This is a genomic window from Pontibacillus sp. HN14, from assembly GCF_021129245.1.
Taxonomy (GTDB): Bacteria; Bacillota; Bacilli; order Bacillales; family BH030062; genus Pontibacillus.
The window spans coordinates 34,640-60,237 of sequence record NZ_JAJOLR010000011.1 but is presented as its reverse complement, the minus strand read 5'-3'; the positions used below and the strand labels follow the sequence as shown (position 1 = coordinate 60,237).

At 41.2% G+C, this 25,598-nt stretch carries 25 protein-coding genes and 2 other annotated features; all 25 genes read left to right on the top strand.

Annotated features, from left to right (window positions below):
* The first annotated feature begins 252 nt into the window (after positions 1 to 252).
* On the top strand, positions 253 to 942 hold the full coding sequence (locus LQ226_RS20300) for an MgtC/SapB family protein (RefSeq protein ID WP_370635555.1): 690 nt from the start codon (positions 253 to 255) through the stop codon (positions 940 to 942).
* 154 nt (positions 943 to 1,096) lie between these two features.
* Complete coding sequence (locus LQ226_RS20295; RefSeq protein ID WP_231419853.1) at positions 1,097 to 1,561, top strand: CtsR family transcriptional regulator; 465 nt, start codon at positions 1,097 to 1,099, stop codon at positions 1,559 to 1,561.
* A gap of 17 nt (positions 1,562 to 1,578) precedes the next feature.
* Positions 1,579 to 2,133: a protein-arginine kinase activator protein McsA gene (gene mcsA / locus LQ226_RS20290; RefSeq protein WP_231419852.1), complete on the top strand. Its 555-nt coding sequence runs from the start codon at positions 1,579 to 1,581 to the stop codon at positions 2,131 to 2,133.
* A complete protein-coding gene (gene mcsB / locus LQ226_RS20285; RefSeq protein WP_231419851.1) occupies positions 2,133 to 3,197 on the top strand; it encodes a protein-arginine kinase McsB in 1,065 nt (354 codons plus the stop codon). The genes mcsA and mcsB overlap by 1 nt, the downstream gene beginning before the upstream one ends.
* Positions 3,198 to 3,218: 21 nt before the next feature.
* The gene (gene clpC / locus LQ226_RS20280) at positions 3,219 to 5,654 is read left to right on the top strand and encodes an ATP-dependent protease ATP-binding subunit ClpC (protein WP_231419850.1); all 2,436 of its coding nucleotides are present in this window, start codon (positions 3,219 to 3,221) and stop codon (positions 5,652 to 5,654) included.
* A gap of 216 nt (positions 5,655 to 5,870) precedes the next feature.
* On the top strand, positions 5,871 to 7,253 hold the full coding sequence (radA, locus tag LQ226_RS20275) for a DNA repair protein RadA (protein WP_231419849.1): 1,383 nt from the start codon (positions 5,871 to 5,873) through the stop codon (positions 7,251 to 7,253).
* Positions 7,254 to 8,327, top strand: coding sequence for a DNA integrity scanning diadenylate cyclase DisA (disA, locus tag LQ226_RS20270; protein ID WP_231419848.1), 1,074 nt, complete (start codon positions 7,254 to 7,256; stop codon positions 8,325 to 8,327).
* A 162-nt stretch (positions 8,328 to 8,489) separates the two neighbouring features.
* Positions 8,490 to 9,602: a PIN/TRAM domain-containing protein gene (locus tag LQ226_RS20265; RefSeq protein ID WP_231419847.1), complete on the top strand. Its 1,113-nt coding sequence runs from the start codon at positions 8,490 to 8,492 to the stop codon at positions 9,600 to 9,602.
* 44 nt (positions 9,603 to 9,646) lie between these two features.
* Entirely contained in the window at positions 9,647 to 10,897 is a 1,251-nt protein-coding gene (locus tag LQ226_RS20260; RefSeq protein ID WP_370635554.1) for a bifunctional 2-C-methyl-D-erythritol 4-phosphate cytidylyltransferase/2-C-methyl-D-erythritol 2,4-cyclodiphosphate synthase, read from the top strand.
* A gap of 96 nt (positions 10,898 to 10,993) precedes the next feature.
* Positions 10,994 to 12,463, top strand: coding sequence for a glutamate--tRNA ligase (gltX, locus tag LQ226_RS20255; protein WP_231419846.1), 1,470 nt, complete (start codon positions 10,994 to 10,996; stop codon positions 12,461 to 12,463).
* 43 nt (positions 12,464 to 12,506) lie between these two features.
* Positions 12,507 to 12,724 (top strand) — a binding site (T-box leader).
* 92 nt (positions 12,725 to 12,816) lie between these two features.
* Positions 12,817 to 13,488 (top strand): serine O-acetyltransferase, encoded by a 672-nt coding sequence (gene cysE, locus LQ226_RS20250; protein ID WP_231419845.1) that lies wholly within the window; start codon positions 12,817 to 12,819, stop codon positions 13,486 to 13,488.
* Positions 13,469 to 14,869, top strand: coding sequence for a cysteine--tRNA ligase (cysS, locus tag LQ226_RS20245; RefSeq protein ID WP_231419855.1), 1,401 nt, complete (start codon positions 13,469 to 13,471; stop codon positions 14,867 to 14,869). The genes cysE and cysS overlap by 20 nt, the downstream gene beginning before the upstream one ends.
* Before the next feature lies 1 nt (position 14,870).
* The gene (locus tag LQ226_RS20240) at positions 14,871 to 15,284 is read left to right on the top strand and encodes a Mini-ribonuclease 3 (protein ID WP_231419844.1); all 414 of its coding nucleotides are present in this window, start codon (positions 14,871 to 14,873) and stop codon (positions 15,282 to 15,284) included.
* Entirely contained in the window at positions 15,281 to 16,024 is a 744-nt protein-coding gene (gene rlmB, locus LQ226_RS20235; protein WP_231419843.1) for a 23S rRNA (guanosine(2251)-2'-O)-methyltransferase RlmB, read from the top strand. Before LQ226_RS20240 ends, rlmB begins: the two co-directional genes overlap by 4 nt.
* Positions 16,025 to 16,026: 2 nt before the next feature.
* The gene (locus LQ226_RS20230; protein WP_231419842.1) at positions 16,027 to 16,536 is read left to right on the top strand and encodes an NYN domain-containing protein; all 510 of its coding nucleotides are present in this window, start codon (positions 16,027 to 16,029) and stop codon (positions 16,534 to 16,536) included.
* 85 nt (positions 16,537 to 16,621) lie between these two features.
* Entirely contained in the window at positions 16,622 to 17,278 is a 657-nt protein-coding gene (gene sigH, locus LQ226_RS20225; protein ID WP_231419841.1) for an RNA polymerase sporulation sigma factor SigH, read from the top strand.
* Positions 17,279 to 17,338: 60 nt separating this feature from the next.
* Positions 17,339 to 17,503 (top strand): 50S ribosomal protein L33, encoded by a 165-nt coding sequence (gene rpmG, locus LQ226_RS20220; RefSeq protein ID WP_255688880.1) that lies wholly within the window; start codon positions 17,339 to 17,341, stop codon positions 17,501 to 17,503.
* Between the two features lie 38 nt (positions 17,504 to 17,541).
* The gene (gene secE, locus LQ226_RS20215) at positions 17,542 to 17,715 is read left to right on the top strand and encodes a preprotein translocase subunit SecE (RefSeq protein WP_036787619.1); all 174 of its coding nucleotides are present in this window, start codon (positions 17,542 to 17,544) and stop codon (positions 17,713 to 17,715) included.
* 135 nt (positions 17,716 to 17,850) lie between these two features.
* Positions 17,851 to 18,384 (top strand): transcription termination/antitermination protein NusG, encoded by a 534-nt coding sequence (nusG, locus tag LQ226_RS20210; RefSeq protein ID WP_036787617.1) that lies wholly within the window; start codon positions 17,851 to 17,853, stop codon positions 18,382 to 18,384.
* 144 nt (positions 18,385 to 18,528) lie between these two features.
* On the top strand, positions 18,529 to 18,954 hold the full coding sequence (gene rplK / locus LQ226_RS20205) for a 50S ribosomal protein L11 (protein ID WP_036787615.1): 426 nt from the start codon (positions 18,529 to 18,531) through the stop codon (positions 18,952 to 18,954).
* A 113-nt stretch (positions 18,955 to 19,067) separates the two neighbouring features.
* Positions 19,068 to 19,763: a 50S ribosomal protein L1 gene (gene rplA, locus LQ226_RS20200; protein WP_231419839.1), complete on the top strand. Its 696-nt coding sequence runs from the start codon at positions 19,068 to 19,070 to the stop codon at positions 19,761 to 19,763.
* Positions 19,764 to 19,811: 48 nt separating this feature from the next.
* Positions 19,812 to 19,963: a sequence feature (ribosomal protein L10 leader region), on the top strand.
* Positions 19,964 to 20,030: 67 nt separating this feature from the next.
* On the top strand, positions 20,031 to 20,531 hold the full coding sequence (gene rplJ, locus LQ226_RS20195) for a 50S ribosomal protein L10 (RefSeq protein ID WP_231419838.1): 501 nt from the start codon (positions 20,031 to 20,033) through the stop codon (positions 20,529 to 20,531).
* 51 nt (positions 20,532 to 20,582) lie between these two features.
* Entirely contained in the window at positions 20,583 to 20,945 is a 363-nt protein-coding gene (rplL, locus tag LQ226_RS20190) for a 50S ribosomal protein L7/L12 (RefSeq protein WP_231419837.1), read from the top strand.
* A gap of 120 nt (positions 20,946 to 21,065) precedes the next feature.
* Positions 21,066 to 21,680 carry a class I SAM-dependent methyltransferase gene (locus LQ226_RS20185; protein ID WP_231419836.1) on the top strand — a complete coding sequence of 205 codons (615 nt, stop codon included), beginning with the start codon at positions 21,066 to 21,068 and terminating at the stop codon, positions 21,678 to 21,680.
* Positions 21,681 to 22,002: 322 nt separating this feature from the next.
* The gene (rpoB, locus tag LQ226_RS20180; RefSeq protein ID WP_231419835.1) at positions 22,003 to 25,551 is read left to right on the top strand and encodes a DNA-directed RNA polymerase subunit beta; all 3,549 of its coding nucleotides are present in this window, start codon (positions 22,003 to 22,005) and stop codon (positions 25,549 to 25,551) included.
* Positions 25,552 to 25,598 lie beyond the last annotated feature (47 nt).

Here is a 25,598-nt window from a genome sequence, read left to right as displayed (position 1 = left end):
CCCCCGCAAGAGTAGGACGCCGCCATGCAACGTAACCTCAAAGGATATAATCCTTTGAGGTTTTTTGTATGCAAATATAATTTTCTTTATGGACCTTCCCTTAAATTCCTAATCTAAATCTGATTAAACTAAGGGAGAAAAGGGTAAAAGGTAAAGATCCTCCTCTTACCCTAATATAATTTTGCGAGCTTTTCATTCATATTGTTGAACGACCTCAACGTAGAATAGATGTAAGACCATTGGAGGGATATGATGTCGATGGAAACTTTCTTTAATGACTATTTTCTACTGATGACAGTTCGTCTTGTAACCGCAGTTGTATTATGTGGGTTAATAGGATTTGAAAGGGAAATTAAAAACCACTCCGCAGGCTTTCGTACACATATCCTTGTCGGAGTCGGGGCATGCGTAATGATGCTTCTTTCCTTGTATGGATTTGACCCTTACTTAAATAAACATGATAGCATTCGTTTCGACCCAGCCAGGATTCCTTCTTACGTTATTAGTGGTATAGGCTTTCTAGGCGCCGGAACGATTATGGTTCATGGTGTAACCATACGTGGTTTAACTACTGCAGCTTCAATATGGGTAGTAGCAGGACTTGGTTTAGTTATAGGAGCAGGCATGTATGGGCCAGCTATCCTTACCACGGTGGTCGTTTTAATCAGTTTAATTGTACTTAATAATACCGAGCGTATTTTCAAACGTAAAAGTAAACATCATATACAAATTGTCGTTTTTGAAGGTTTAGAGATGTCAAAGTTATTAGAACCCTTCGAGGCTTTTGAATTAGAGATTAATCATGTACAAATTGAAAATGAGATGAACGGTCAGAAGAATATATTTATAGAACTGACCCAAAAAGATGACTACGGAGAGTTAGAGCTCTTTGACCGCTTATCTTCTGTCCCCCATGTTAAATGTGTGAATCAGCGTAAATAAAAGAAAATGGAGCGAAATAGGTGTTATTAAGGTGCACGTAAGTGGCAAGAATGTTTATAGTGCATTTTAGTTGCAAACCATTTTGAAATTTGTATAATGAAGGTATAGTCAAAGATAGTCAAAGTCAAAAACGAACTTATTGAGGAGGGGGGCTATGCGAAATATATCCGATATCATTGAAGCACATTTAAAGAACATAATTGAAAAAAGTAACCACAATGTTATCGAGATCAAGCGTAGTGAAATAGCAGAATCCTTTCAGTGTGTACCCTCGCAGATTAATTATGTGATTAAAACGCGTTTTACTGTGGAAAAAGGCTATATAGTAGAAAGCAAACGCGGAGGGGGCGGCTACATTCGAATTAGTCGCATCAAACACCAGGATAAATTGAAGTTATTTAATGAACTTATCTTACTTATTCAACCCCGTGTTACTCAACAAGGTGCTATTGATGTTATAGAACGTTTGTTGGAAGAGGAATTAATTTCAGATCGTGAGGCTAGACTGATGGTAAGTGCGATCTCAAAAGAAGTTCTAGCTGTACCGCTTACTCTTCGAGATGAACTTAGATCTAGAATTTTATCTTCAATGTTAACAACCTTAAAGTATAAAGATTAAAAGGGAGGGGACGGAAAATGGAGTGTCAAGAATGCCATGAGCGTCCTGCATCTTTACATTTTACTCAAGTAGTAAATGGCCATAAGACAGAAGTATATGTGTGTGAGAAATGTGCATATGAAAAGGGGTATATGTCACAAGGGCAAGAATCTCTATCGTTGCATAATTTATTGTCTGGTTTGTTTAACTTTGATTCGTTTCAAATGGCTGATTCAAAATCCTATTCTTCATCACAACATGATATAAACTCATTAAAATGTGACCATTGTGGTTTAACTTATGATCAATTTAAGCGTGTAGGTAAATTCGGTTGTTCAAATTGCTATAAAACATTTGATGAACGTTTAAACCCTATATTCAGGAGAGTGCATAGCGGTAACACCGTTCACGACGGGAAAGTTCCCAAACGTAGAGGTGGTTTACTACATGTACAGAGGGAAGTTAATCAAAAACGTACTGAACTTCAGCAATTAATTCAACAAGAAGAATTTGAAGAGGCGGCTAAAGTACGGGATCAAATTCGAACTTTAGAGAAGCAGCTGGATTCAGAGCAAAGGGATGGTGAAGAGTAATGTCCCTAGAACAGTTTATGAATGAGGCTATAAGTCCTTGGTTGAAGGAAGAAGGGCCAGATAGTGATATTGTTCTAAGCAGCCGAATACGATTAGCTAGAAATTTTGATGATATTCCGTTTCCAATTATCGCTGACTCAGAAGAGCTTGAACATGTCATTGAATTTTTTAAAGAAGAATATGAGGATAAATCCTATGGAGCTTATAAAGATTTTGAATTTATCCATATGAGTAAACTCAATGCTACTGAGAAAAGAGTGCTGGTGGAAAAGCATTTAATTAGTCCTCATTTGGCTGATCACTCAAAGAGGGGAGCTGCTTTAATCTCTCAAAATGAGCAAGTCTCTGTAATGGTGAATGAGGAAGACCACATTCGTATACAGCTGTATTTCCCTGGTTTTCAGTTAGAGAAGGCGTTAGAGCAAGCTTCAAATTTTGATGACTGGCTCGAGGAAAAGATTAATTTTGCCTTTGATGAGAAACGGGGTTACTTAACGAGTTGCCCAACGAATGTTGGTACTGGAATGAGAGCTTCGGTAATGATGCACCTTCCTGCTCTAGCTGTTACCCAGCAAATGAACCGGCTAATACCAGCTATTAATCAATTAGGTCTAGTTGTTAGAGGAATTTATGGAGAAGGTAGCGAAGCAATAGGTAACATCTTTCAAATTTCCAACCAGATTACATTAGGAAAATCAGAAAGAGATATTGTAGATGATTTAAAAAGTGTGGTTGAACAATTAATTGAGCAAGAAAGAAATGCTCGGGAACAAATTATTCAACAAAACGGCATACAATTAGAAGATAAGATTTTTCGTTCTTATGGTGTTCTGGCAAATAGCCGCATTATTGAATCGAAAGAAGCAGCTAAGTGCCTTTCTGATGTAAGGTTGGGAATAGACCTGGGGTATATTGACAACCTGTCCAAAACCATTTTGAATGAATTAATGATCTTAACTCAGCCTGGATTTTTACAACAGTATGCACAGCAGACATTATCTCCTGATGAACGTGATGTTCGAAGAGCAACGTTAATTCGGGAAAGATTAAACTTAGAAATATAATTAGACTAGGAGGGGTGCCCCATGATGTTTGGGCGTTTTACTGAAAGAGCACAGAAAGTATTAGCATTAGCTCAGGAAGAAGCCGTACGACTAGGTCATAATAATATTGGAACAGAACATATTCTTCTCGGTTTGGTGCGTGAAGGAGAAGGAATTGCAGCGAAGGCGTTAGGTGCTTTGGGTCTGGCTGCAGATAAGATTCAAGAAGAGGTGGAACAGCTAATCGGAACGGGAGATAAGGTTTCCCAAACGATCCATTACACACCTCGTGCGAAGAAAGTAATTGAGTTATCAATGGATGAGGCACGTAAGTTAGGTCACTCCTATGTGGGTACAGAACACATCCTGCTTGGGTTGATCCGAGAAGGAGAAGGTGTGGCTGCTCGTGTATTGAACAACCTGGGAGTAAGTCTTAATAAAGCTAGACAGCAAGTTCTTCAGTTACTTGGAAGTAATGAATCTACTTCTAATGGCCAGGGAGGCGGTCGCCAATCTGCGAGTGCTAACACACCTACACTAGATTCATTAGCTCGTGATTTAACAAGCGTGGCCAAAGAGGGCAACATTGACCCAGTCATTGGTCGAAGCAAAGAAATTGAACGTGTCATTCAAGTATTAAGCCGTCGTACAAAGAATAATCCTGTTCTTATCGGTGAACCAGGGGTAGGTAAAACGGCTATAGCAGAAGGTCTAGCTCAACAGATCATCAATAACGAGGTTCCTGAGATCTTACGCGATAAGCGTGTTATGACACTTGATATGGGTACTGTCGTTGCAGGAACTAAATATCGCGGGGAATTTGAAGATCGATTGAAAAAGGTTATGGAAGAGATTCGTCAGGCTGGAAACATCATTCTATTTATCGACGAACTCCACACTTTAATTGGCGCTGGTGGTGCAGAAGGGGCTATTGATGCTTCCAACATTCTAAAACCATCTCTTGCACGCGGAGATTTACAATGTATCGGTGCTACTACATTAGAAGAATACCGTAAGTATATTGAGAAAGATGCCGCATTAGAGCGTCGTTTCCAACCTATTCAAGTGGATGAACCAAATCTTGAAGAATCGGAACAAATTCTTGAAGGTCTTCGTGACCGATATGAAGCACACCACCGTGTGACCATAACTGACGAAGCGATTAAAGCTGCTGTTAAGTTCTCTGACCGTTACATTCAAGATCGTTTCCTACCAGATAAAGCGATTGACTTGATTGATGAGGCTGCTTCTAAAGTACGTTTACGTTCCTATACAGCACCTCCTAACTTAAAAGAGTTAGAGCAGAAATTAGAAGAAGTTCGTAAAGAGAAAGATGCCGCTGTTCAAAGTCAAGAATTTGAAAAAGCCGCTTCTTTACGAGATAACGAACAAAAGCTTCGTGAAGAACTAGATAAGACAAAAGATGAATGGAAAGAAAAGCAAGGTCAGGAAAACTCAGAAGTTACAGTTGAAGATATCGCTTCAGTGGTGTCCATCTGGACGGGAGTTCCGGTTTCTAAATTAGCGAAGGATGAGAGTGAGCGTCTTCTGAATATGGAAGAAGTTCTGCATAACCGAGTGATTGGGCAGCAAGAAGCTGTTAAATCAATCTCGAAAGCTATCCGTCGTGCACGTGCAGGATTAAAAGATCCAAAACGTCCAATTGGCTCCTTTATCTTCTTAGGGCCAACAGGTGTCGGGAAAACCGAATTAGCGCGTGCGGTTGCTGAGTCTATGTTTGGTGAAGAGGATGCAATGATTCGAATTGATATGTCTGAGTACATGGAGAAACACTCCACGTCACGCCTTGTTGGTTCACCTCCAGGTTATGTTGGATATGATGAGGGTGGACAACTGACAGAGAAAGTACGACAAAAGCCTTATTCTGTTATCTTGTTAGATGAGATTGAAAAGGCTCACCCTGATGTCTTCAATACGTTACTACAAGTTCTTGAAGACGGACGATTAACGGATTCTAAAGGTCGTACTGTAGACTTCCGCAATACGGTCATTATTATGACTTCAAACGTCGGGGCTACTGAACTGAAAACGAACAAATATGCTGGATTCACCATGGGAGATGCTAATCAGGACTATAAGGACATGAAATCTAAAGTTATGGATGAAATGAAACGTGCATTCCGTCCTGAGTTCTTAAACCGTATCGATGAAATCATTGTCTTCCACTCTCTAGAGAAGGAGCATATGAAAGAGATTGTTACGTTAATGGTAGACCAACTTCAAAAACGTCTCACAGAATTGGATGTTGACTTTACTCTGACTGACAAAGCACTCAACAAAATTGCAGACGAAGGGTTTGACCCTGAGTACGGAGCTCGACCATTACGTCGTTCTCTGCAAAAAAATGTTGAAGATCTACTGTCTGAAGAGCTGCTAAAAGAGAACATCTCAACCGGTCAAAATGTTGTGATCGACGTGGATGACAATGGAGAATTTGCGGTTACCACTCATTCATGATCCGAAACAATAGATCATAAATAGATAATCATTTAAAATCGGAAGGTGAGAGCCTTCCGATTTTTTTATAAGGTAACGTATTGAAGGCGAATTCTAATGTGTTTTTAGGTAAATACGTAATGATATTGTAAAAACATTGTAACTGATTCATTCATAATACGTATGAGATAATAAGGAGAGTAAAAGGCTCTTCTTAGTAAGTAAGGAGAGATCGTTGTGGCGAAGCAAAAGTCAAAGTTTGTATGTCAAGAGTGCGGTTATGAAACTGCTAAATGGATGGGGAAATGTCCAAGTTGTAACCAGTGGAACACACTAGTTGAAGAACGGGTAGCATCTAAATCAACTGGAAGGCATACATTTGTAACAAGTGATGCACAAACTAGCAAGAAACCAGAAAAAATTACAGCAATCGAAACCAAAGAAGAGCCTCGTATTAAAACAGACATGCCTGAGGTGAATCGTGTATTAGGTGGCGGGATTGTACCTGGCTCCCTAGTGTTAATTGGGGGTGACCCCGGTATTGGTAAATCGACATTGTTGTTACAAGTGTCATCTCAACTTGCTCATAAACAAGATGTGAGTGTTCTGTATATATCAGGTGAAGAATCGACGAGACAAACGAAATTAAGAGCGGATCGTCTTGGTGTTTTATCTGATGATCTGTATGTGTTGTCAGAAACGAATATGGTAGATGTTGCTCACCATATTGATCAAATTCAGCCTTCATTTGTCGTGATTGACTCGATTCAAACAATCTATAAAGAGGACGTTAACTCTGCTCCTGGTAGTGTAACGCAAGTTCGTGAGTGTACAAGTGAACTTATGCGGATAGCTAAAAATAATGGTATTCCAATCTTTATAGTTGGGCACGTTACGAAAGAGGGGTCAATTGCCGGGCCACGCTTACTCGAGCACATGGTGGATGCTGTGCTTTACTTTGAAGGAGAGCGTCATCATACCTTCCGTATATTACGCAGCGTAAAAAACCGTTTCGGGAGCACTCATGAGATGGGAATCTTTGAGATGAAGGAAGAAGGGCTGAAAGAAGTAGCGAATCCTTCAGAAATATTCCTAGAAGAACGGTCACAAGGGGCAGCAGGTTCCGTGGTTGTAGCCTCTATGGAAGGCACTCGACCTGTGCTCGTTGAAATCCAGTCCCTTATATCGCCGACAAGCTACGGGAATCCACGGCGTATGGCGACCGGATTAGACCATAACCGTGTTCCATTGTTAATGGCTGTTTTAGAAAAGCGTGTAGGGTTACTTTTACAGAACCAAGATGCTTATGTAAAAGTAGCAGGCGGTGTGAAATTAGATGAACCAGCCATTGACCTTGCCGTGGCAGTAAGCATCGCATCAAGCTTTCAGGATCGCCCCTCTAAGCCAGATGATGTCCTAGTTGGAGAAGTGGGGCTGACAGGAGAGATTCGCCGAGTTGCACGAATTGAGCAACGTGTGCAGGAAGCAGCGAAGTTAGGATTTAAACGCGCGATTGTCCCGAAGAAGAATCTGAGCGGTTGGACTCTCCCTGATGACATCGAGATAATAGGAGTTAATTCAGTTCAAGAAGCTTTAAAAGCTACGTTGGGAGGCGCTTAGATGGAATGGGTAGAAGGAAAAGAGTCCATGATAGGAGACATTCTAAAATTTGTAGCACCTGGTACACCATTACGAGAAGGCATTGATAATGTCCTGCGCGCTAACACTGGTGGACTGATTGTACTTGGATATAATGATAAAGTGCAGCAACTTGTAGATGGTGGTTTTCACATTCAATCATCCTTTACACCTGCACACCTGTATGAATTGGCGAAGATGGACGGGGCGCTCATTTTAAATGAAAAAGCCTCCGAGATTCTATTTGCTAATGCACAATTAATACCTGATCCTTCGATTTCTTCAACAGAAACTGGAATGCGACATCGAACGGCAGAGCGGGTTGCTAAACAGACAGGTGAATTAGTTATTGCGATTTCCCAAAGGCGTAATGTGATTACCCTATATAAAAGTAATTTGAAATATTCTCTAAAAGACATTGGGGTTATCTTAACAAAAGCTAATCAAGCGATGCAGACGTTAGAGAAGTATAAGAATGTATTGGATCAGGGGGTAACCAACCTTGGTGCTTTAGAGTTTGAAGAGATGGTTACATTCTCTGAAGTCCTACAAGTTATTCATCGAATAGAAATGGTTCTCCGCATAAAGAATGAAATTTTGGGGTATGTAAATGAATTAGGTACAGAAGGACGTTTAATTCAGCTCCAGTTAACAGAACTGGTATCGAATATCGAAAATGAAGCTCGATTATTATTAAAAGATTATAGTAAGTATGGCGACTATGAGCCTCATTACATTTTAAAAAAGCTTCAAGAGGTGGCCAACACAGAGCTTATGGAAGATGCTAAAATCTTAAAGCTTCTAGGGTATCCTTCATCTACCAAACCGGATGACCCTGTCATTCCAAGAGGATACAGGATCTTAGATAAGATCCCACGACTCCCGTTCTTAATCGTAGAATCCATGGTGGATGAGTTTGGTACGTTAAATGATGTGGTGAAAGCTTCTCCGAAAGAGCTAGTAAAAGTAGATGGAATAGGGGAAGTCAGAGCGGGGAAAATCAAAGAAGGTTTAAACCGTATCCAAGAACAATTATTTATTGACCGTCACATTTGATCACACAATTGACACATTTTCAAATGTTTGCTATCATACAACGTTTATTTAATTGACTATATTTGTAAGGTGTGATACCGTTTCGACTATATAAATGGATTTAATTCTTTCATTATAATTTATAGAAAACATGGTAATACTGCATGTTAGGAGGTGACCGTGGTGCTTAAGAAAGTGGTCCAATTATTTATTGTTATCGCAGGTGGTACCATAGGATTTTTGTTTATACCAGACTTAGTTGTGAGTCTGTCTGATGTCGGCGAAAAATCCTGGATGGCCAATGAGTACATCGGGATGGTGCTAGGAGCCATAATATTATTTTTATTAACATTTTGGTTTGTTGATTATATTGTCGATTTCTTTATGTGGGTAGAAGAAACACTAGTGAAAGTGCCTGTAGCAGATTTGTTATTCGGAAGTTTAGGGTTAATTGTAGGGTTGATTGTAGCCTTCTTAGTAAATATCCCCCTTCAGGAAAATCCTATAATGGTAGTATCACAGGTATTGCCGATTTTCCTAACTGTGATATTAGGATATTTAGGATTTCAGGTAGGTTTCAAGCGACGTGATGAATTCATCAATCTACTTTCATTAGCCAACAAAAAGGAAAAAGAGAAAGATCGCAAGAAGACTTCCGAAGATGACGATGACGAGGGAGATTTCGCACCAAAAACTAAGATATTAGATACAAGTGTTATTATTGATGGACGAATCGCAGATATTTGTCAGACTCATTTTCTAGAAGGAACCATCTTAATTCCGCAATTTGTGCTCGAAGAACTTCAGCATATTGCTGACTCTTCTGATGTATTGAAGCGGAACCGAGGACGCCGTGGTTTAGATGTTCTGAATCGGATGCAAAAAGAGTTACCAGTAAACGTAGAGATCTACGAGGGTGATATTGAAGACGTTCAGGAAGTTGATAGTAAACTTGTGAAGCTAGCAAAGCTTATTAATGGCATAGTGGTAACGAATGACTTTAACTTAAATAAAGTTTGTGAGTTTCAAAATGTTCAAGTACTCAATATTAATGATTTAGCAAATGCCGTTAAACCTGTGGTATTACCAGGAGAAGAATTGACGGTTCAGGTCATTAAAGACGGGAAAGAGCAAAACCAAGGAGTTGCTTATCTTGATGACGGCACGATGATTGTCGTTGAAGAAGGTAAGGATTATATTGGGCGTACGATTGAGGTGCTCGTAACAAGTGTGTTACAAACCTCTGCTGGTCGTATGATCTTTGCAAAGCCTAAACTACTTGAAAAAGCCCTATAAAAAGGGTATAAACAAAATAGAGTTAAGCAAAAGTGATAACAGCCATGTTATCGCTTTTGTTTTGTATAAATTTTTATCATACGTATAGGATGGGGTTTATGAGTTCGTATCAAGTTATCATACTAGCTGCCGGACAAGGCAAACGAATGAAGGCAGGCCGCAATAAGCAGTTCTTATCCATTGATGGAAAGCCGCTTCTCATTCATACTGTTGAAGCTTTTAATCACGATGATTTATGTGATAAGCGGATCTTAGTGATTAATCCAAATGAACGGTCAGAGATAGAAGAGTTATTACGAGAGTACGGATACGAGGACCTGGTTACACTTGTGGACGGTGGGAAAGAGCGACAGGACAGCGTCTTGGCTGGGCTAGAAGCAGTCTCTCGTCAAGATTCCATTGTTCTTATTCATGACGGGGCAAGACCTTTTGTGACGTATGAGTCCATTCAGAAGTTGGTCAAGGAAGCAGATCACCATGGAGCAGCCCTTTTGGCTGTGCCAGTAACGGACACCATTAAGCAGTATCAAGGCGGAGTACTTACAACGTTAAAGAGAGATGAACTCTGGGCTGCTCAAACTCCTCAAGCCTTTCAATATTCATTGATTATTGAAGCGCATCAAAAGGCTAAAAATGATCAGTACCTTGGGACAGACGATACGTCTCTAGTAGAACGAATCGGAGGACATATTGAAGTGGTTCAAGGGAGTTATGATAATATTAAGCTTACAACACCTGAAGATATTGAAAAAGCTGAAACGATCATTCATAAACGCTCTGCTAGCACAAGAACGAAGGAGGAAATGGATATGTTTCGTGTCGGACAAGGATTCGATGTTCATCAATTAGTAGATGGAAGACCTTGTATCATTGGTGGTGTAGAAATTCCATACGAAAAAGGATTGCTCGGTCATTCAGATGCTGATGTATTGTTACATACTGTAGCGGATGCATGCCTGGGGGCGATCGGTGAAGGGGATATTGGAAAGCATTTTCCCGATACAGATCCGGAATTCAAGGATGCAGATTCAATGAAGTTGCTTGAGCATGTATGGCAGATCGTTCAGGAGAGAGGATATGAGCTTGGGAATATTGATTGTACCATTATAGCTCAAGCTCCGAAGATGTCTCCTTATACGGCTTCTATGCAGGCAAATATTGCGCGCATACTAGGAGCGGAATCTTCACAAGTTAACGTTAAAGCTACAACGACGGAAAAATTAGGGTTTCCTGGACGTAAAGAAGGAATTGCTTCACAAGCCACGGTTTTACTTACACGCTCACAATCGCTATAATGAGCATGGTAATTAACAAATTTCGTTATCAAGCACGTGCTTGAGATGATAAAATGAAGGTAGACTATCATTCGGTAGAAAGAAGGGAAACTAATCATGACAAATGAAATTCGTGTGCGTTATGCGCCAAGCCCAACCGGTCATCTACATATCGGAAATGCGCGTACAGCACTTTTTAATTATTTATATGCACGCCATCTAGGTGGTAAATTTATTATTCGTATTGAAGATACGGATGAGAAGCGTAACGTAGCTGGTGGGGAACAAAGCCAGATGCAATACTTAAAATGGCTTGGGATCGACTGGGACGAGAGTGTTGATGTTGGCGGCGAGTATGGACCATACCGCCAAATGGAACGCCTTGACCTTTATCAAAAATATATTGATGAACTATTAGACCGTAATCTTGCGTATAAATGTTATATGACAGAAGAAGAATTAGAAGCAGAGCGTGAAGGGCAGCGTGAACGAGGAGAGGTTCCGATGTATTCGGGAGCTCACCGTGATCTGACAGAAGATCAAATAAAACAGTTCGAAGCAGAAGGTCGTCAACCTAGTATTCGTATTCGCGTACCTGAAGGTGTAACCTACAAGTGGAATGACCTTGTTCGCGGTGAAATCACATTTGATTCTAGTGATTTCGGTGATTGGGTTATTGCTAAGAAAAATGGAACACCAACGTATAATTTTGCTGTGGCTGTGGATGATTATCTTATGAAGATCACAGACGTTTTACGCGGTGAGGAGCACATTTCCAATACGCCAAAACAAATGATGGTGTACGATGCACTTGGTTGGGAAGCACCGCGCTTTGGCCACATGGCATTAATTCTAAATGAGCAACGCAAGAAGCTAAGTAAACGCGACGAGCATATCCTTCAGTTTATTGGTCAGTATGAACAACTTGGTTATCTGCCTGAGTCGTTATTTAACTTTATTACCCTTCTTGGCTGGTCTCCTGTTGGGGAAGAAGAGATCTTCACATCAGACCAATTAATTGAAATCTTTGATTCAAATCGCTTATCCTCTTCGCCGGCAGTGTTTGATCCTCAAAAGTTAAAATGGATCAACAATCAATACATTAAAGCGGCTGATCTAGATCGTGTTGTGGAGTTAGCTCTTCCTCACCTAGTTGAAGCAGGTCGCCTGCCAGAAGATATGAACGATGAACAGCGTACTTGGGCTCGTGAATTGATCGCTCTTTATCAAGAGCAACTCAATTATTCAGCTGAGATTGTTGAACTTACTGAATTATTCTTTAAAGAAGAAATTGATTATGATGAAGAAGCAATGGCTGTTCTTAAAGAGGAGCAAGTACCAGAGGTGCTAGAAACGTATAGTCAAAAGCTAGATGACTTAGAGGCCTTTGAACCTGATGCGATTAAAAAAGCCGTAAAAGCTGTCCAAAAAGAAACAGGGCACAAAGGAAAAAAACTATTCATGCCTATTCGTGTAGCGACTACTGGCCAGACTCATGGTCCAGAGTTACCAAATGCGATTCATTTGTTAGGGAAAGACACGGTTCAGAAACGACTAAAAAATGCCGTTGAGCAGCTTCAGGCATAGAAATTCACATTTTTCGTGAAATGTAATATAGTAGCATTAATAACCTAGAACGTTGAAGAGGAGAAGTAAAAGGGTCGCTTCTTTTAGCAGAGACAATCACCCCGGCTGAAAGTGGTTGAAGGAGCTCTTTTGAAATGCACCTCTGAGTCTCATGTTGAATTGTAGTAAATATGAGCGGTACTCTCCCGTTATGAGAGGCGAGTTGGAGATAATGTTGTATTATCTCAAACAGAGTGGAACCGCGCAAAAAGCGTCTCTGTGTTTTAAAGCACAGAGGCGCTTTTTTTCTGTCTCGCATAAAGGTTTGCCGTTTGTTCACCTTATGCTCATGATGAAGTATTGGAGGGATATGAATGGGGCTATTCCAGATGCTCAAGGAAGATGTTGATGTTGTATTTGATCAGGATCCGGCAGCCAGAAGTCGTTTCGAAGTCATTCTAACTTACTCAGGACTGCATGCAATATGGGGACATCGTCTTGCTCATGCCTGTTATATAAAGAAATTTTTCTTCTTAGCACGAGTGATTTCACAATTGAGTCGTTTTTTCACAGGGATTGAGATTCACCCAGGTGCCCAAATTGGCCGTCGCTTTTTCATTGATCACGGCATGGGCGTAGTCATTGGAGAAACGTGTGAAATCGGAGATAATGTGACCCTATTCCAAGGGGTTACATTAGGTGGTACCGGAAAAGAAAAAGGCAAGCGACACCCAACTCTTAAAGATCACGCCCTTGTCGCTACAGGAGCTAAAGTTCTTGGTTCCATCACCATCGGGGAAAACTCAAAAGTGGGAGCAGGTTCGGTGGTATTAAACGATGTACCTGATAATTCTACTGTGGTTGGTATACCAGGGACGATTGTAATTCGTGACGGGAAGAAAGTGCGAAAAGATTTAGATCACCATAAGATGCCTGACCCCGTGGCTGACCGATTTGAAAAGATGGATGAAGAAATTACCCGATTACAAAAACAAATAGAAGATATGAAACAAGGAGTGAAACATGATGGGGATTCAGATCTATAATACCCTTACACGTCAGAAAGAAGCGTTCAAACCGATTGAAGAAGGAAAGGTCAGCATGTATGTATGTGGCCCAACGGTTTACAATTACATTCATATTGGAAATGCGCGCCCTGCAATTGTGTTTGATACGGTCCGTAAGTATTTTCAGTACCAAAATTATGACGTTCAATACGTATTGAATTTCACGGATGTAGATGACAAGTTAATTAAAGCAGCCAATGAATTAGGCTCTGAAGTTCCTGAGATTGCAGAGCGATTTATCGAAGCGTATAAGGAAGATGTTGGGGCCTTTGGTGTGGAAGAAGCGGTTCATCATCCGCGTGTAACAGAGAATATGTCTGAAATTATTGAGTTTATCAACACGCTGGTTGAGAAAGGTCATGCTTATGAATCAGGTGGAGATGTTTATTTCCGAACTCGTTCCTTTGATTCTTACGGAAAACTTTCACAGCAATCAATAGATGAGCTTCGAACTGGAGCCCGTATTGAAGTGGGAGAGAAGAAGGAAGACCCGCTCGATTTCACACTTTGGAAGACAACGAAAGATGGCGAAATTGCTTGGGACAGTCCTTGGGGTGAAGGGCGACCTGGCTGGCATATTGAATGCTCGGCTATGGCGAAGAAATACCTTGGCGATACGATTGATATCCATGCAGGGGGACAGGACTTAACCTTCCCTCACCATGAAAATGAAATTGCTCAATCTGAAGCTTTAAACGAAAAGCAGTTTGCAAACTACTGGATGCATAATGGCTACATTAAGATTGAAAACGAAAAGATGTCCAAATCACTCGGGAATTTCGTTCTCGTTCATGACATTATCAAACACCATGACCCGCAAGTGATCCGCTTCTTTATGCTAAGCGTTCATTACCGTCATCCGATTAACTTTAGTGAGGCCCTTCTTGAAGGGGCAAAGAATAGCCTGGACCGGATTAAAAATGCTTATGAAAACCTTGAACACCGTAAACAATCCAGCACGGATCAAACAGATAACGATACGGAGTGGCTTGAGAAGACAGAAGGGTATAAAGAAACATTTATCAAGGAAATGGATGATGATTTCAATACGGCAAACGCCATTTCTGTTCTGTTTGACGTAACAAAGGATGCGAACGTTTACCTGCAATCATCCCATACTTCTGAAAAAGTGATTTCAGCCTTTCAGCATACACTCACTGAATTAGCGGGCGTATTAGGAATCCGTGTTGCTACAGAAGATGAACTTCTTGATGAAGAAATCGATGCTTTAATTCAAGAACGAATTGATGCCCGGAAGAATCGTGATTTCCAACGAGCGGATGAAATTCGAGACAATCTGAAAGAACAAGGGATCTTTTTAGAAGATACGCCTCAAGGAACCAGATGGAAGAGAGGTTAATATGAACCAGCAAGAAGTCGATGTAAGACAATTGAAAAGCTTAACCCTCGCCTATATGGGAGATGTCGTGTACGAACAATTTGTCAGGGAACATCTGATCAGGAGCGGAAGCGTTAAACCGCAGCAGCTGCACCAAGCTGCGGTGCGCTTCGTTTCTGCTAAATCCCAATCCGCTGTTATTCGTACCTGGCTCGATGGTGACTTATTGACAGAAGCGGAAGAAGCTGTTGTGAGAAGAGGGCGAAACGCCAAGGGTGGCTCCACGCCAAAGAATACAGATGTACAAACCTATCGATACAGCACAGCTTTTGAAGCTCTGTTAGGATATTTGTATTTCTTAAATCAGAATGACCGCTTGGTCGAATTAGTAACACTAGCTATACAACATGTAGAAGAAAGGAGCGCGACAACATGAAAGAAGAGTGGATTATTGGGAAGAATGCCGTGTCTGAGGCTCTTAAATCGGGCAGGTCCATTAATAAAGTCATGGTTTCCGATCAACTCCAACATAAAGCAACTCAGAACCTCCAAAAGATTGCTAAGGAGAACGGTGTTCAAGTTCAAAAAGTTCCAAAGAAGAAGCTTGATCAACTCGTAGATGGCAGCCATCAGGGGGTTATTGCTTCCGTTGCTGCATATGACTACAGCGAGCTAGATGACTTATTTGAACACGCCAGAAGAAAAGGAGAAGCTCCCTTTTTCTTAATTCTAGATGAAATAGAAGACCCCCATAACCTTGGTTCCATCCTTCGCACAGCCGATGCTTCAGGCGTACACGGAGTGATCATTCCTAAAAGAAGATCGGTAGGGTTAACCGCGACTGTAGCGAAAACGTCTACTGGAGCCATTGAATATATCCCTGTCGTTCGTGTAACCAATTTAGCTCGTACCATAGAAGATTTAAAGAAAGAACACGTGTGGGTGGTAGGTACAGACGCTAAAGGAGAAGAAGACTACCGTGAACTAAAAGGGGACATGCCTGTCGCGCTTGTCATTGGAAGTGAAGGAAAAGGCATTAGCCGTTTAGTAAAAGAAAAGTGCGATTGGTCCGTTCGTCTGCCAATGGTAGGTCACGTTACATCCCTTAATGCTTCCGTTTCCGCTAGTTTACTCATGTATGAAATCCACAGAAAACGCCACCCATTGGGTGAGTAATAATGGAAGTTCTCATTGTAGATGGATATAACATTATCGGGGCTTGGCCAGAGCTTCAATCTCTGAAAGATTATGATCTCGGCCAAGCCCGTGATCTATTAATTGAAAGAATGGCGGAATACCGAGCTTTTTCTAAGAACCGGGTTATCGTTGTATTTGATGCCTATTATGTACAGGGAATCGAGAAAAAACGAAAAAATTACGATGTAGAAATTGTGTTCACCAGAGAAAATGAAACAGCAGACGAACGGATAGAAAAGCTCGTTCAGGAAGTTAAAAATATTCGGACCCAAGTATATGTAGCAACATCGGATTACACAGAGCAGCGTACGATCTTTGCGCAAGGGGCTTTAAGGCTCTCAGCCAGAGAGCTCCACATCGAAATGAAAAATATAGAAAAAGAAATCCAAAACGAAGTGAAGTCTTACAATCAGGTTCAAAACAAGTCTAAAATACCGATAAAAAAGGAAGTATTAGATGTGTTTGAAAAGTGGCGCCGAGGTGAAAAGTAATGCCAGCTTATGTTGACGCTTTTGAAACGCTTACTGTATAATATTTCTATATATCGAGTGAAGTACGGTCGGGGGGAATCCTTACGTGATCATCGGACAAGTGGAGAAGGACATCAAGAATTTGGATTTTGAACAATTGTCAGACGAGGATGTCGTTGTTTTTGTGCATGAAGGAGATAGTCGAGCTTTAGAACATTTGATTAACAAGTATAAAAATTTTGTACGTGCTAAAGCCCGCACCTATTTTTTAATTGGCGCAGATCGAGAAGATATTGTGCAAGAAGGGATGATCGGGTTGTATAAAGCAATTCGTGATTACCAGGAGGACAAGCTTTCTTCGTTTAAAGCCTTCGCAGAACTTTGTGTAACTCGCCAAATTATTACTGCTATCAAAACTGCCACTAGACAGAAGCATATTCCGCTTAATTCTTATGTTTCTTTAGATAAGCCTATCTATGATGAAGAGTCCGATCGAACATTATTGGACGTAATTGCCGGTGCGAAAGCTTTAGATCCCGAGGAACTGATCATTAATCAAGAGCGATTTGGGGATATGGAGTATAAAATGTCAGAATTGTTAAGTGATTTAGAAAGAAAGGTTCTGAGTTTATACTTGGACGGGAGATCCTATCAGGAGATCTCGGTAGATTTAAACCGCCATGTGAAGTCTATCGATAACGCATTACAACGGGTGAAGCGAAAGCTTGAGCGGTACTTGGAAATCAGTGAAATTACGCTCTAGCGCTACGTTGACAGCCTTATAATCCCATGGTACATTAATGGAAGTGACTAAAACCCTGGAATGGGGCGGAGAAAAATGCGAAAAAAGGTAGTCTTAGCGTGTGTTGAATGTGCAAGTCGTAACTACTCAACCAATAAGAACTCGAGCATCAATTCAGAACGACTTGAAGCACGAAAGTATTGTAAGAATTGCGGCAAACACACCCTGCACCGGGAGACAAAATAACGAGGAAGCCTTACGGGTGAAAGTTTGGGGGTACTAGCATGTTCAAGTTTTTCAAAAACGTTTCTCGAGAAATGCAAAAAGTCAGTTGGCCTAAAGGGAAAGAACTTTCTAAATACACTGTAACGGTTATTTCTACCGTGGCTTTTGTTGCTGTCTTCTTTGCAGTAGTAGACTTAGGGATTTCGTGGATTCTTGAATTGATTACCGAATAAAGCACTTATGTTTATGTTATAATGTTATTAATACGTTTCTTGCTCAAAAAACCCGTTTAACGGGTTTTTTCATGTTGACCAAAAAACGAAACTTAATGATGAGGGAGGGAAGGGCAAACCGTTTGTCCTGAAACTATGGAAAAAAGATGGTATGTTGTACACACTTATTCTGGTTACGAGAATAAAGTGAAAACAAATTTAGAGAAACGTGTGGATTCTATGGGAATGGAAGATAAGATCTTCCGTGTAATTGTCCCTGAAGATGAAGAGACGGAAATTAAAAACGGTAAACGTAAGACCGTTAAAAAGAAAACTTTCCCTGGCTATGTGTTAGCGGAAATGGTTATGACGGATGATTCGTGGTATGTTGTACGCAACACACCAGGAGTAACAGGTTTCGTTGGATCTACTGGTTCAGGTTCGAAGCCTACCCCTCTCTTGGAAGAAGAAATGGAAACAGTTCTTAAGCGAATGGGTATGGATGAACCGCTCCAGGACATTGGCTTTGAAGTGAAAGAAAGTGTTCGAGTAACAGAAGGACCTTTCGCGAACTTCACTGGTTCTATTGAATCCATTGACTTGGACAAGCAAAAAGTAAAAGTCCATGTTAATATGTTCGGGCGCGAAACCCCGGTTGAGCTAGAGTTCTCTCAAATTGAAAAATTATAATGGGGACCCCCTTGCATTCTTTCTGGAAAAATGCTAGAATTTTTATGTTCTTTATGCCTCGAGAAAGAGGTTTTATGTGTATATGATTGAGTGGGAGGGGGATACCCCCTGTAACCACATCACGGACTTAAGGAGGTGTGTCTCGTGGCTAAAAAAGTTATTAAAGTTGTAAAACTACAGATTCCTGCAGGTAAAGCCAATCCGGCTCCGCCAGTTGGACCAGCACTAGGTCAAGCAGGTGTTAATATCATGGGTTTCTGTAAGGAATTTAACGCACGTACAGCAGATCAAGCTGGTATGATCATTCCGGTTGAAATTACGGTGTTTGAAGACCGTTCATTTACATTCGTCACTAAAACTCCGCCTGCTGCCGTTCTTCTTAAAGATGCGGCTGGCATTAAATCCGGATCAGGCGAACCAAACCGCAATAAAGTTGCAACAATTAAGCGCGACAAAGTACGCGAAATTGCTGAAACAAAAATGCCTGACCTAAATGCTGCTGACGTGGATGCAGCTATGCGCATGGTTGAAGGTACAGCGCGTAGTATGGGACTTGTTATCGAGGACTAATCCCACAGCGGCTCTGGATTGAGTAAGGTTGCGAGGTGGGGGATTTTCCACATTTCGCAACCTTTATTCGTGGGAGGTAAAACCGTTAAAACCACAATGAGGAGGAAAATGAAATGGCTAAAAAAAGCAAACGTTACCAAGAAGCTTTAAAATTAGTAGATAAATCAAAAGCTTACGACTCTCAAGAGGCGGTTAAGCTTGTAAAAGAAACAGCAAAAGCAAACTTCGACGAAACAGTAGAAGCTGCGTTCCGTCTAGGAGTAGACCCTAAGAAAGCGGATCAACAAATCCGCGGTGCTATGGTTCTACCACACGGTACTGGTAAATCCCAGCGCGTTCTAGTTTTCGCTAAAGGTGATAAAGCGAAAGAAGCAGAAGCAGCGGGTGCAGACTTCGTAGGTGAACAAGACCTAATCAACCAAATCAACCAAGGTTGGTTTGAATTTGATGTAGTTGTAGCAACTCCAGACATGATGGCTGAAGTTGGTAAACTAGGTCGCGTACTTGGACCAAAAGGTCTAATGCCTAACCCTAAAACAGGAACTGTAACATTCGATGTTGAAAAAGCTGTTAACGAAATCAAAGCAGGTAAAGTTGAATACCGCGTTGATAAAGCAGGAAACATCCATGTACCAATTGGTAAAGTTTCCTTTGAAAATGACAAGTTAGTTGAGAACTTCACAGCGATCACTGAGACGCTAATGAAGGCGAAGCCTCAGGCTGCTAAAGGAACTTACATGCGGAACGCATCAGTAGCTTCTACTATGGGCCCTGGTGTTCGCGTAGATGTTTCTTCTTTCAAAAGCTAATTTGGCATTGACTTTTCAATAGCGCTTAGCTATAATATTCAATGTTGCAAATATGAATACGTTATACCGTAGACAGTAGGTGCGCTTGTCGCTTAATTTCCTACCGAGGTGTGTTGATATACGTGATAGTTGTTCGCTGATAGCTATCATCAACTCATGTGCCTTCTTGTCTACCTTGAAGGCACATTTTTTATGAATTATATCGCGAGCCTTTTATGAACCTTGGCACCCTAACGGTATGATGAAAAGTCAATAGGAGGTGGAACGATGAGCAGAATTATTGAACACAAGAAACAGCTTGTTTCTGAAATCGCTGATAAACTTCAGAACAGTAAATCTACAGTACTTGTAGACTACCGCGGTTTAGACGTTGATACGGTAACGAATCTTCGTCAACAACTACGTGAAGCTGGCGTTGACTTCAAAGTGTACAAAAACACAATGACTCGCCGTGCGACAGCAGAAGCAGAACTGACTGACCTTGATGAGGTATTAGTTGGCCCAACAGCACTTGCTTTCAGTGAGGACGATGCTGTATCTCCGGCTAAGATCATCAACAGTTTTGCTAAAGAAAACGACGCTCTTGAAATCAAAGGTGGCGTAATCGAAGGTAGCGTAGCAAGTGTTGAACAAATCAAAGAACTTGCAGAGCTTCCAGACGCAAACGGACTTGTATCTATGCTTCTTTCTGTACTACAAGCTCCAATGCGCAACTTCGCGCTTGCAACGAAAGCAGTTGCAGACCAAAAAGAAGAACAAGGCGCTTAATTGCCTAATAGGCACGTCTAATAATTATATTTATTACAAGGAGGATATATCATGACTAAAGAACAAATTATCGACGCGATCAAAGAAATGAACGTTCTTGAACTTAATGATTTAGTAAAAGCAATTGAAGAAGAATTTGGAGTAACTGCTGCGGCACCTGTAGCTGTAGGTGGCGGCGGCGCTGCTGAAGCTGCTGAAGAGCAAACTGAATTTGACGTTGTTCTAGAAGACGCTGGAGCTTCTAAGATCAAAGTTGTTAAAGCAGTTCGCGAAATCACTGGCCTTGGACTTAAAGATGCTAAAGACTTAGTAGATAACGCTCCGAAACCAGTTAAAGAAGGCGTTTCTAAAGAAGAAGCTGAAGAAATGAAAGCTAAACTTGAAGAAACAGGCGCTAAGATCGAACTTAAGTAAGAGAAAGCACAAAAAGCTCGCTGTATAACGGCGAGCTTTGCTTTTGTTATACATTAACTCATGGGCATATGCCTATATGGTTAAGTGTAAAACAAACTGCAAGATGGGTAGGTGTTATGAATGTCAGAACACTATTATTCAAGAAATCCTGAATCTAAGAGTGCTCCAAAGTCATGGACGTTCAACTTACGAGGAAGAACGCTTAACTTTAGCACAGATCAAGGAGTATTTTCTAAAGACGAAGTAGATTTTGGGTCTAGAACCTTAATAGAAACATTTACTGAGCCAGAGATCAACGGAGAATTTCTTGATCTGGGCTGTGGATACGGCCCCATCGGTCTTTCACTCGCTCTGGATTTCCCAGATCGTAAAGTTGTTATGGTAGATGTAAACGAGCGAGCAGTTCAATTAGCTCAAGATAACGCAACGAAGAATAACGTAACCAATGCAGATATACGACAAAGTGATCAATTTTCTGCTATACAACATCAGAGCTTTGCGGCAATCGTAACAAATCCACCAATTAGAGCAGGAAAGAAAGTTGTACACTCCATGTTTGAACAAAGTCACCAGGCATTATTGCCAGGCGGCGAGTTATGGGTTGTCATTCAGAAGAAACAGGGTGCCCCATCTGCTCAACAACGTTTAGAAGATTTGTTCGATCAGGTCACAGTAGAAAAGAAGGCAAAAGGCTACTTCATCTTAAAGGCGAAAAAGTTTGACTCTAAAATATAGTTGTGATAGTATTGAAAAATGCCAATATATAAGTTTCTATGTCAAGAGTTTTTTTAAACTTTTTACGTATAAATGCCTTCCGTTAGGCAAGACTGGTAAAATCGAATAAACAAATCGTATATTGTGGTTTTCTTATAGAAACCCTTTTTTCTTTTGTCTAACGTTAGAGAAACGGAATTGTTCAATTACATTCGCCTAGTGCGAATGTATTTATAGATTAACCTGGTGCAGGAATGATCTTTCTGTACTAGCTAGTTCGGCATGCCATTTTTGCCGGACAATTTTTTCTTTATTAAAATGCTTGATTTGAGGGGTGAATCAGTTGACAGGTCAACTAGTTCAGTATGGACGACACCGCCAGCGCAGAAGTTATGCGCGTATCAGCGAAGTACTCGAGTTACCAAACTTAATTGAAATTCAAACTGCTTCCTATGATTGGTTCTTGGAAGAAGGTTTGAGGGAGATGTTCCAAGACATTTCACCGATTGAGGACTTTACAGGCAACCTTTCTTTAGAGTTTGTAGATTACACTCTCGGAGAGCCTAAGTATCCTGTAGATGAATCAAAAGAGCGAGATGTCACCTATTCAGCTCCTCTTCGTGTTAAAGTACGCTTGCTTAATAAAGAAACTGGCGAAGTGAAAGAGCAGGAAGTATTTATGGGTGATTTCCCACTAATGACGGGTACAGGTACTTTCGTCATTAATGGTGCAGAGCGTGTTATCGTATCTCAGTTAGTTCGTTCTCCAAGTGTCTACTTTAGTCCAAAAGTAGATAAGAACGGTAAGAGAGGGTATACAGCTACTGTAATTCCTAACCGCGGTGCTTGGTTAGAGTTTGAAACAGATGCAAAAGACGTAGTTCACGTACGTATTGATCGTACTCGTAAACTTCCGATCACCGTCTTATTGCGTGCACTAGGATTTGGTACAGACCAAGAGATTATTGATCTTATTGGTGACAACCAATACCTTAAGAATACGCTTGAGAAGGATAATACGGAAAACAGTGAAAAAGCTCTTTTAGAAATTTATGAGCGACTTCGCCCTGGTGAACCACCAACAGTAGAGAATGCGAAGAGTTTACTTGTTTCACGCTTCTTTGATCCAAAGAGGTATGATCTTGCACACGTAGGTCGTTACAAGATTAATAAGAAGTTACACATCAAGAATCGCCTATTTAACCAAGTGTTAGCTGAATCATTAGCTGATCCGGAAACAGGTGAAATCCTTGCAAATAAAGGGGATAAACTAGATCGTCGTTTATTAGATAAGATTCTACCATACCTAGAAGGTTCTGAAGAGAATCTAGGGGATGAAATCGTAGAACCTCATGATGGCGTGCTAGATGACCCTATGAAGATTCAAAACGTTAAGATTGTAGATCCAACAGATCCTGAAGGAGAAAAAACACTTAACGTCATTAGTAATGCTAATGTGGATGACAGTACTAAGAACATTACGCCTTCTGATATCCTTTCAGCGGTAAGTTACTTCTTTAACTTACTTCATGATGTAGGTGGCACGGACGATATTGACCACTTAGGTAACCGTCGTCTACGTTCAGTTGGGGAGCTTCTACAGAACCAATTCCGTATTGGTCTATCTCGTATGGAGCGTGTAGTACGTGAGCGTATGTCCATTCAAGACACAGCTTCTATTACTCCACAACAACTGATTAACATCCGCCCGGTCATTGCATCCATTAAAGAGTTCTTTGGTAGTTCTCAGCTATCACAGTTTATGGACCAAACGAACCCACTTGCAGAGTTAACGCACAAACGCCGTCTGTCCGCACTAGGACCTGGTGGTTTAACGCGTGAGCGCGCAGGTTTCGAGGTACGTGACGTTCACTACTCTCACTATGGTCGTATGTGTCCGATTGAAACGCCAGAGGGACCAAACATTGGTCTTATTAACTCTCTTTCATCTTATGCAAAAGTAAACAAATTTGGCTTTATTGAAACACCATATCGTCGTGTGGACCCTGAAACAGGGAAGGTAACAGCTCAAATTGATTATCTAACTGCTGATGAAGAAGATAACTACGTTGTTGCTCAGGCAAACGCGAAGTTAGAAGAAGATGGCTCATTCCAAGATGAAGAAGTAATTGCTCGCTTCCGTGGTGAGAACACGGCTGTTAAACGTGAACGTATTGACTATATGGACGTTTCACCAAAACAGGTCGTTTCTGCTGCGACAGCTTGTATTCCTTTCTTAGAAAACGATGACTCCAACCGCTCCCTAATGGGTGCGAACATGCAACGTCAAGCTGTACCATTGATGGAACCTGAATCTCCACTAGTTGGTACAGGTATGGAATATGTCTCTGGTAAAGACTCAGGTGCTGCTGTTGTAGCGCATCACGAGGGAATTGTAGAACGTGTTGATGCTAAGGAAGTTCTTGTTCGTCGTATTTCAGTTGTAGACGGTAAAGAAGTAGAAGGCGATTTAGATCGCTATCGTTTCCAGAAGTTCATCCGTTCGAACCAGGGTACATGTTATAACCAGAAGCCTATTGTTAGCGCTGGTGATCGTATTGAAAAAGGAGAAATCCTTGCTGATGGTCCTTCTATGGAAAAAGGTGAACTTGCACTAGGTAAAAACCCTCTTGTTGCCTTTATGACATGGGATGGTTACAACTATGAGGATGCGATTATCATGAGTGAACGTCTTGTTAAAGATGACGTTTACACTTCTATTCATATTGAAGAGTATGAATCAGAAGCACGTGATACGAAGCTTGGACCTGAAGAAATTACTCGCGACATCCCGAACGTTGGGGAAGACGCGCTTAAGAATCTTGATGATCGCGGTATTATCCGCGTTGGTGCGGAAGTAAGTGACAGTGATCTGCTAGTTGGTAAAGTAACACCTAAAGGTGTAACAGAACTTTCAGCAGAAGAACGCTTGCTACACGCAATCTTCGGAGAGAAAGCACGTGAAGTACGTGATACATCTCTAAGAGTTCCACACGGTGCCGGTGGTATTGTGCTTGATGTTAAGATCTTCAACCGTGAAGATGGAGACGAATTACCTCCTGGTGTAAACCAGTTGGTTCGTGTTTACATCGTTCAGAAGCGTAAGATCTCTGAAGGTGACAAAATGGCCGGTCGTCACGGTAACAAAGGTGTAATCTCTAAGATTCTTCCAGAAGAAGATATGCCTTATCTACCAGATGGCACACCAGTAGATGTCATGTTAAACCCACTCGGTGTACCTTCTCGTATGAACATCGGTCAGGTACTAGAGTTACACTTAGGTATGGCTTCTCGCCTACTAGGTGTCCGAATGGCTACGCCAGTATTTGATGGTGCTCGTGAGGAAGACGTTTGGGAAACATTAAAAGAAGCTGGAATGGCTCGTGATGCGAAGACAATTCTTTATGATGGACGTACGGGTGAACCGTTTGATAACCGTGTATCAGTAGGTGTCATGTACATGATTAAACTTGCGCACATGGTTGATGATAAACTTCACGCGCGTTCTACTGGACCATACTCCCTTGTTACGCAACAACCATTGGGTGGTAAAGCTCAATTTGGTGGACAGCGTTTCGGTGAGATGGAGGTTTGGGCTCTTGAAGCTTACGGTGCTGCTTATACACTTCAAGAAATCCTAACCGTTAAGTCCGATGATGTTGTTGGACGTGTTAAAACGTATGAATCAATTGTTAAAGGTTCAAATGTACCTGAACCAGGTGTACCAGAATCATTTAAAGTATTGATTAAAGAGCTACAGAGTTTAGGTATGGATGTTAAGATGCTAACAGCTGATGAATCTGAGATTGACTTACGTGATATTGAAGAAGAAGAAGCGCAGTCAGCTGAAAAGCTGAATGTAGATGGCGATCCTAAAGACGCAATAGAGTAAGAGCTTATGACACTGGACTCTAAGCTTAGGGTAAAACCTGGAGATTA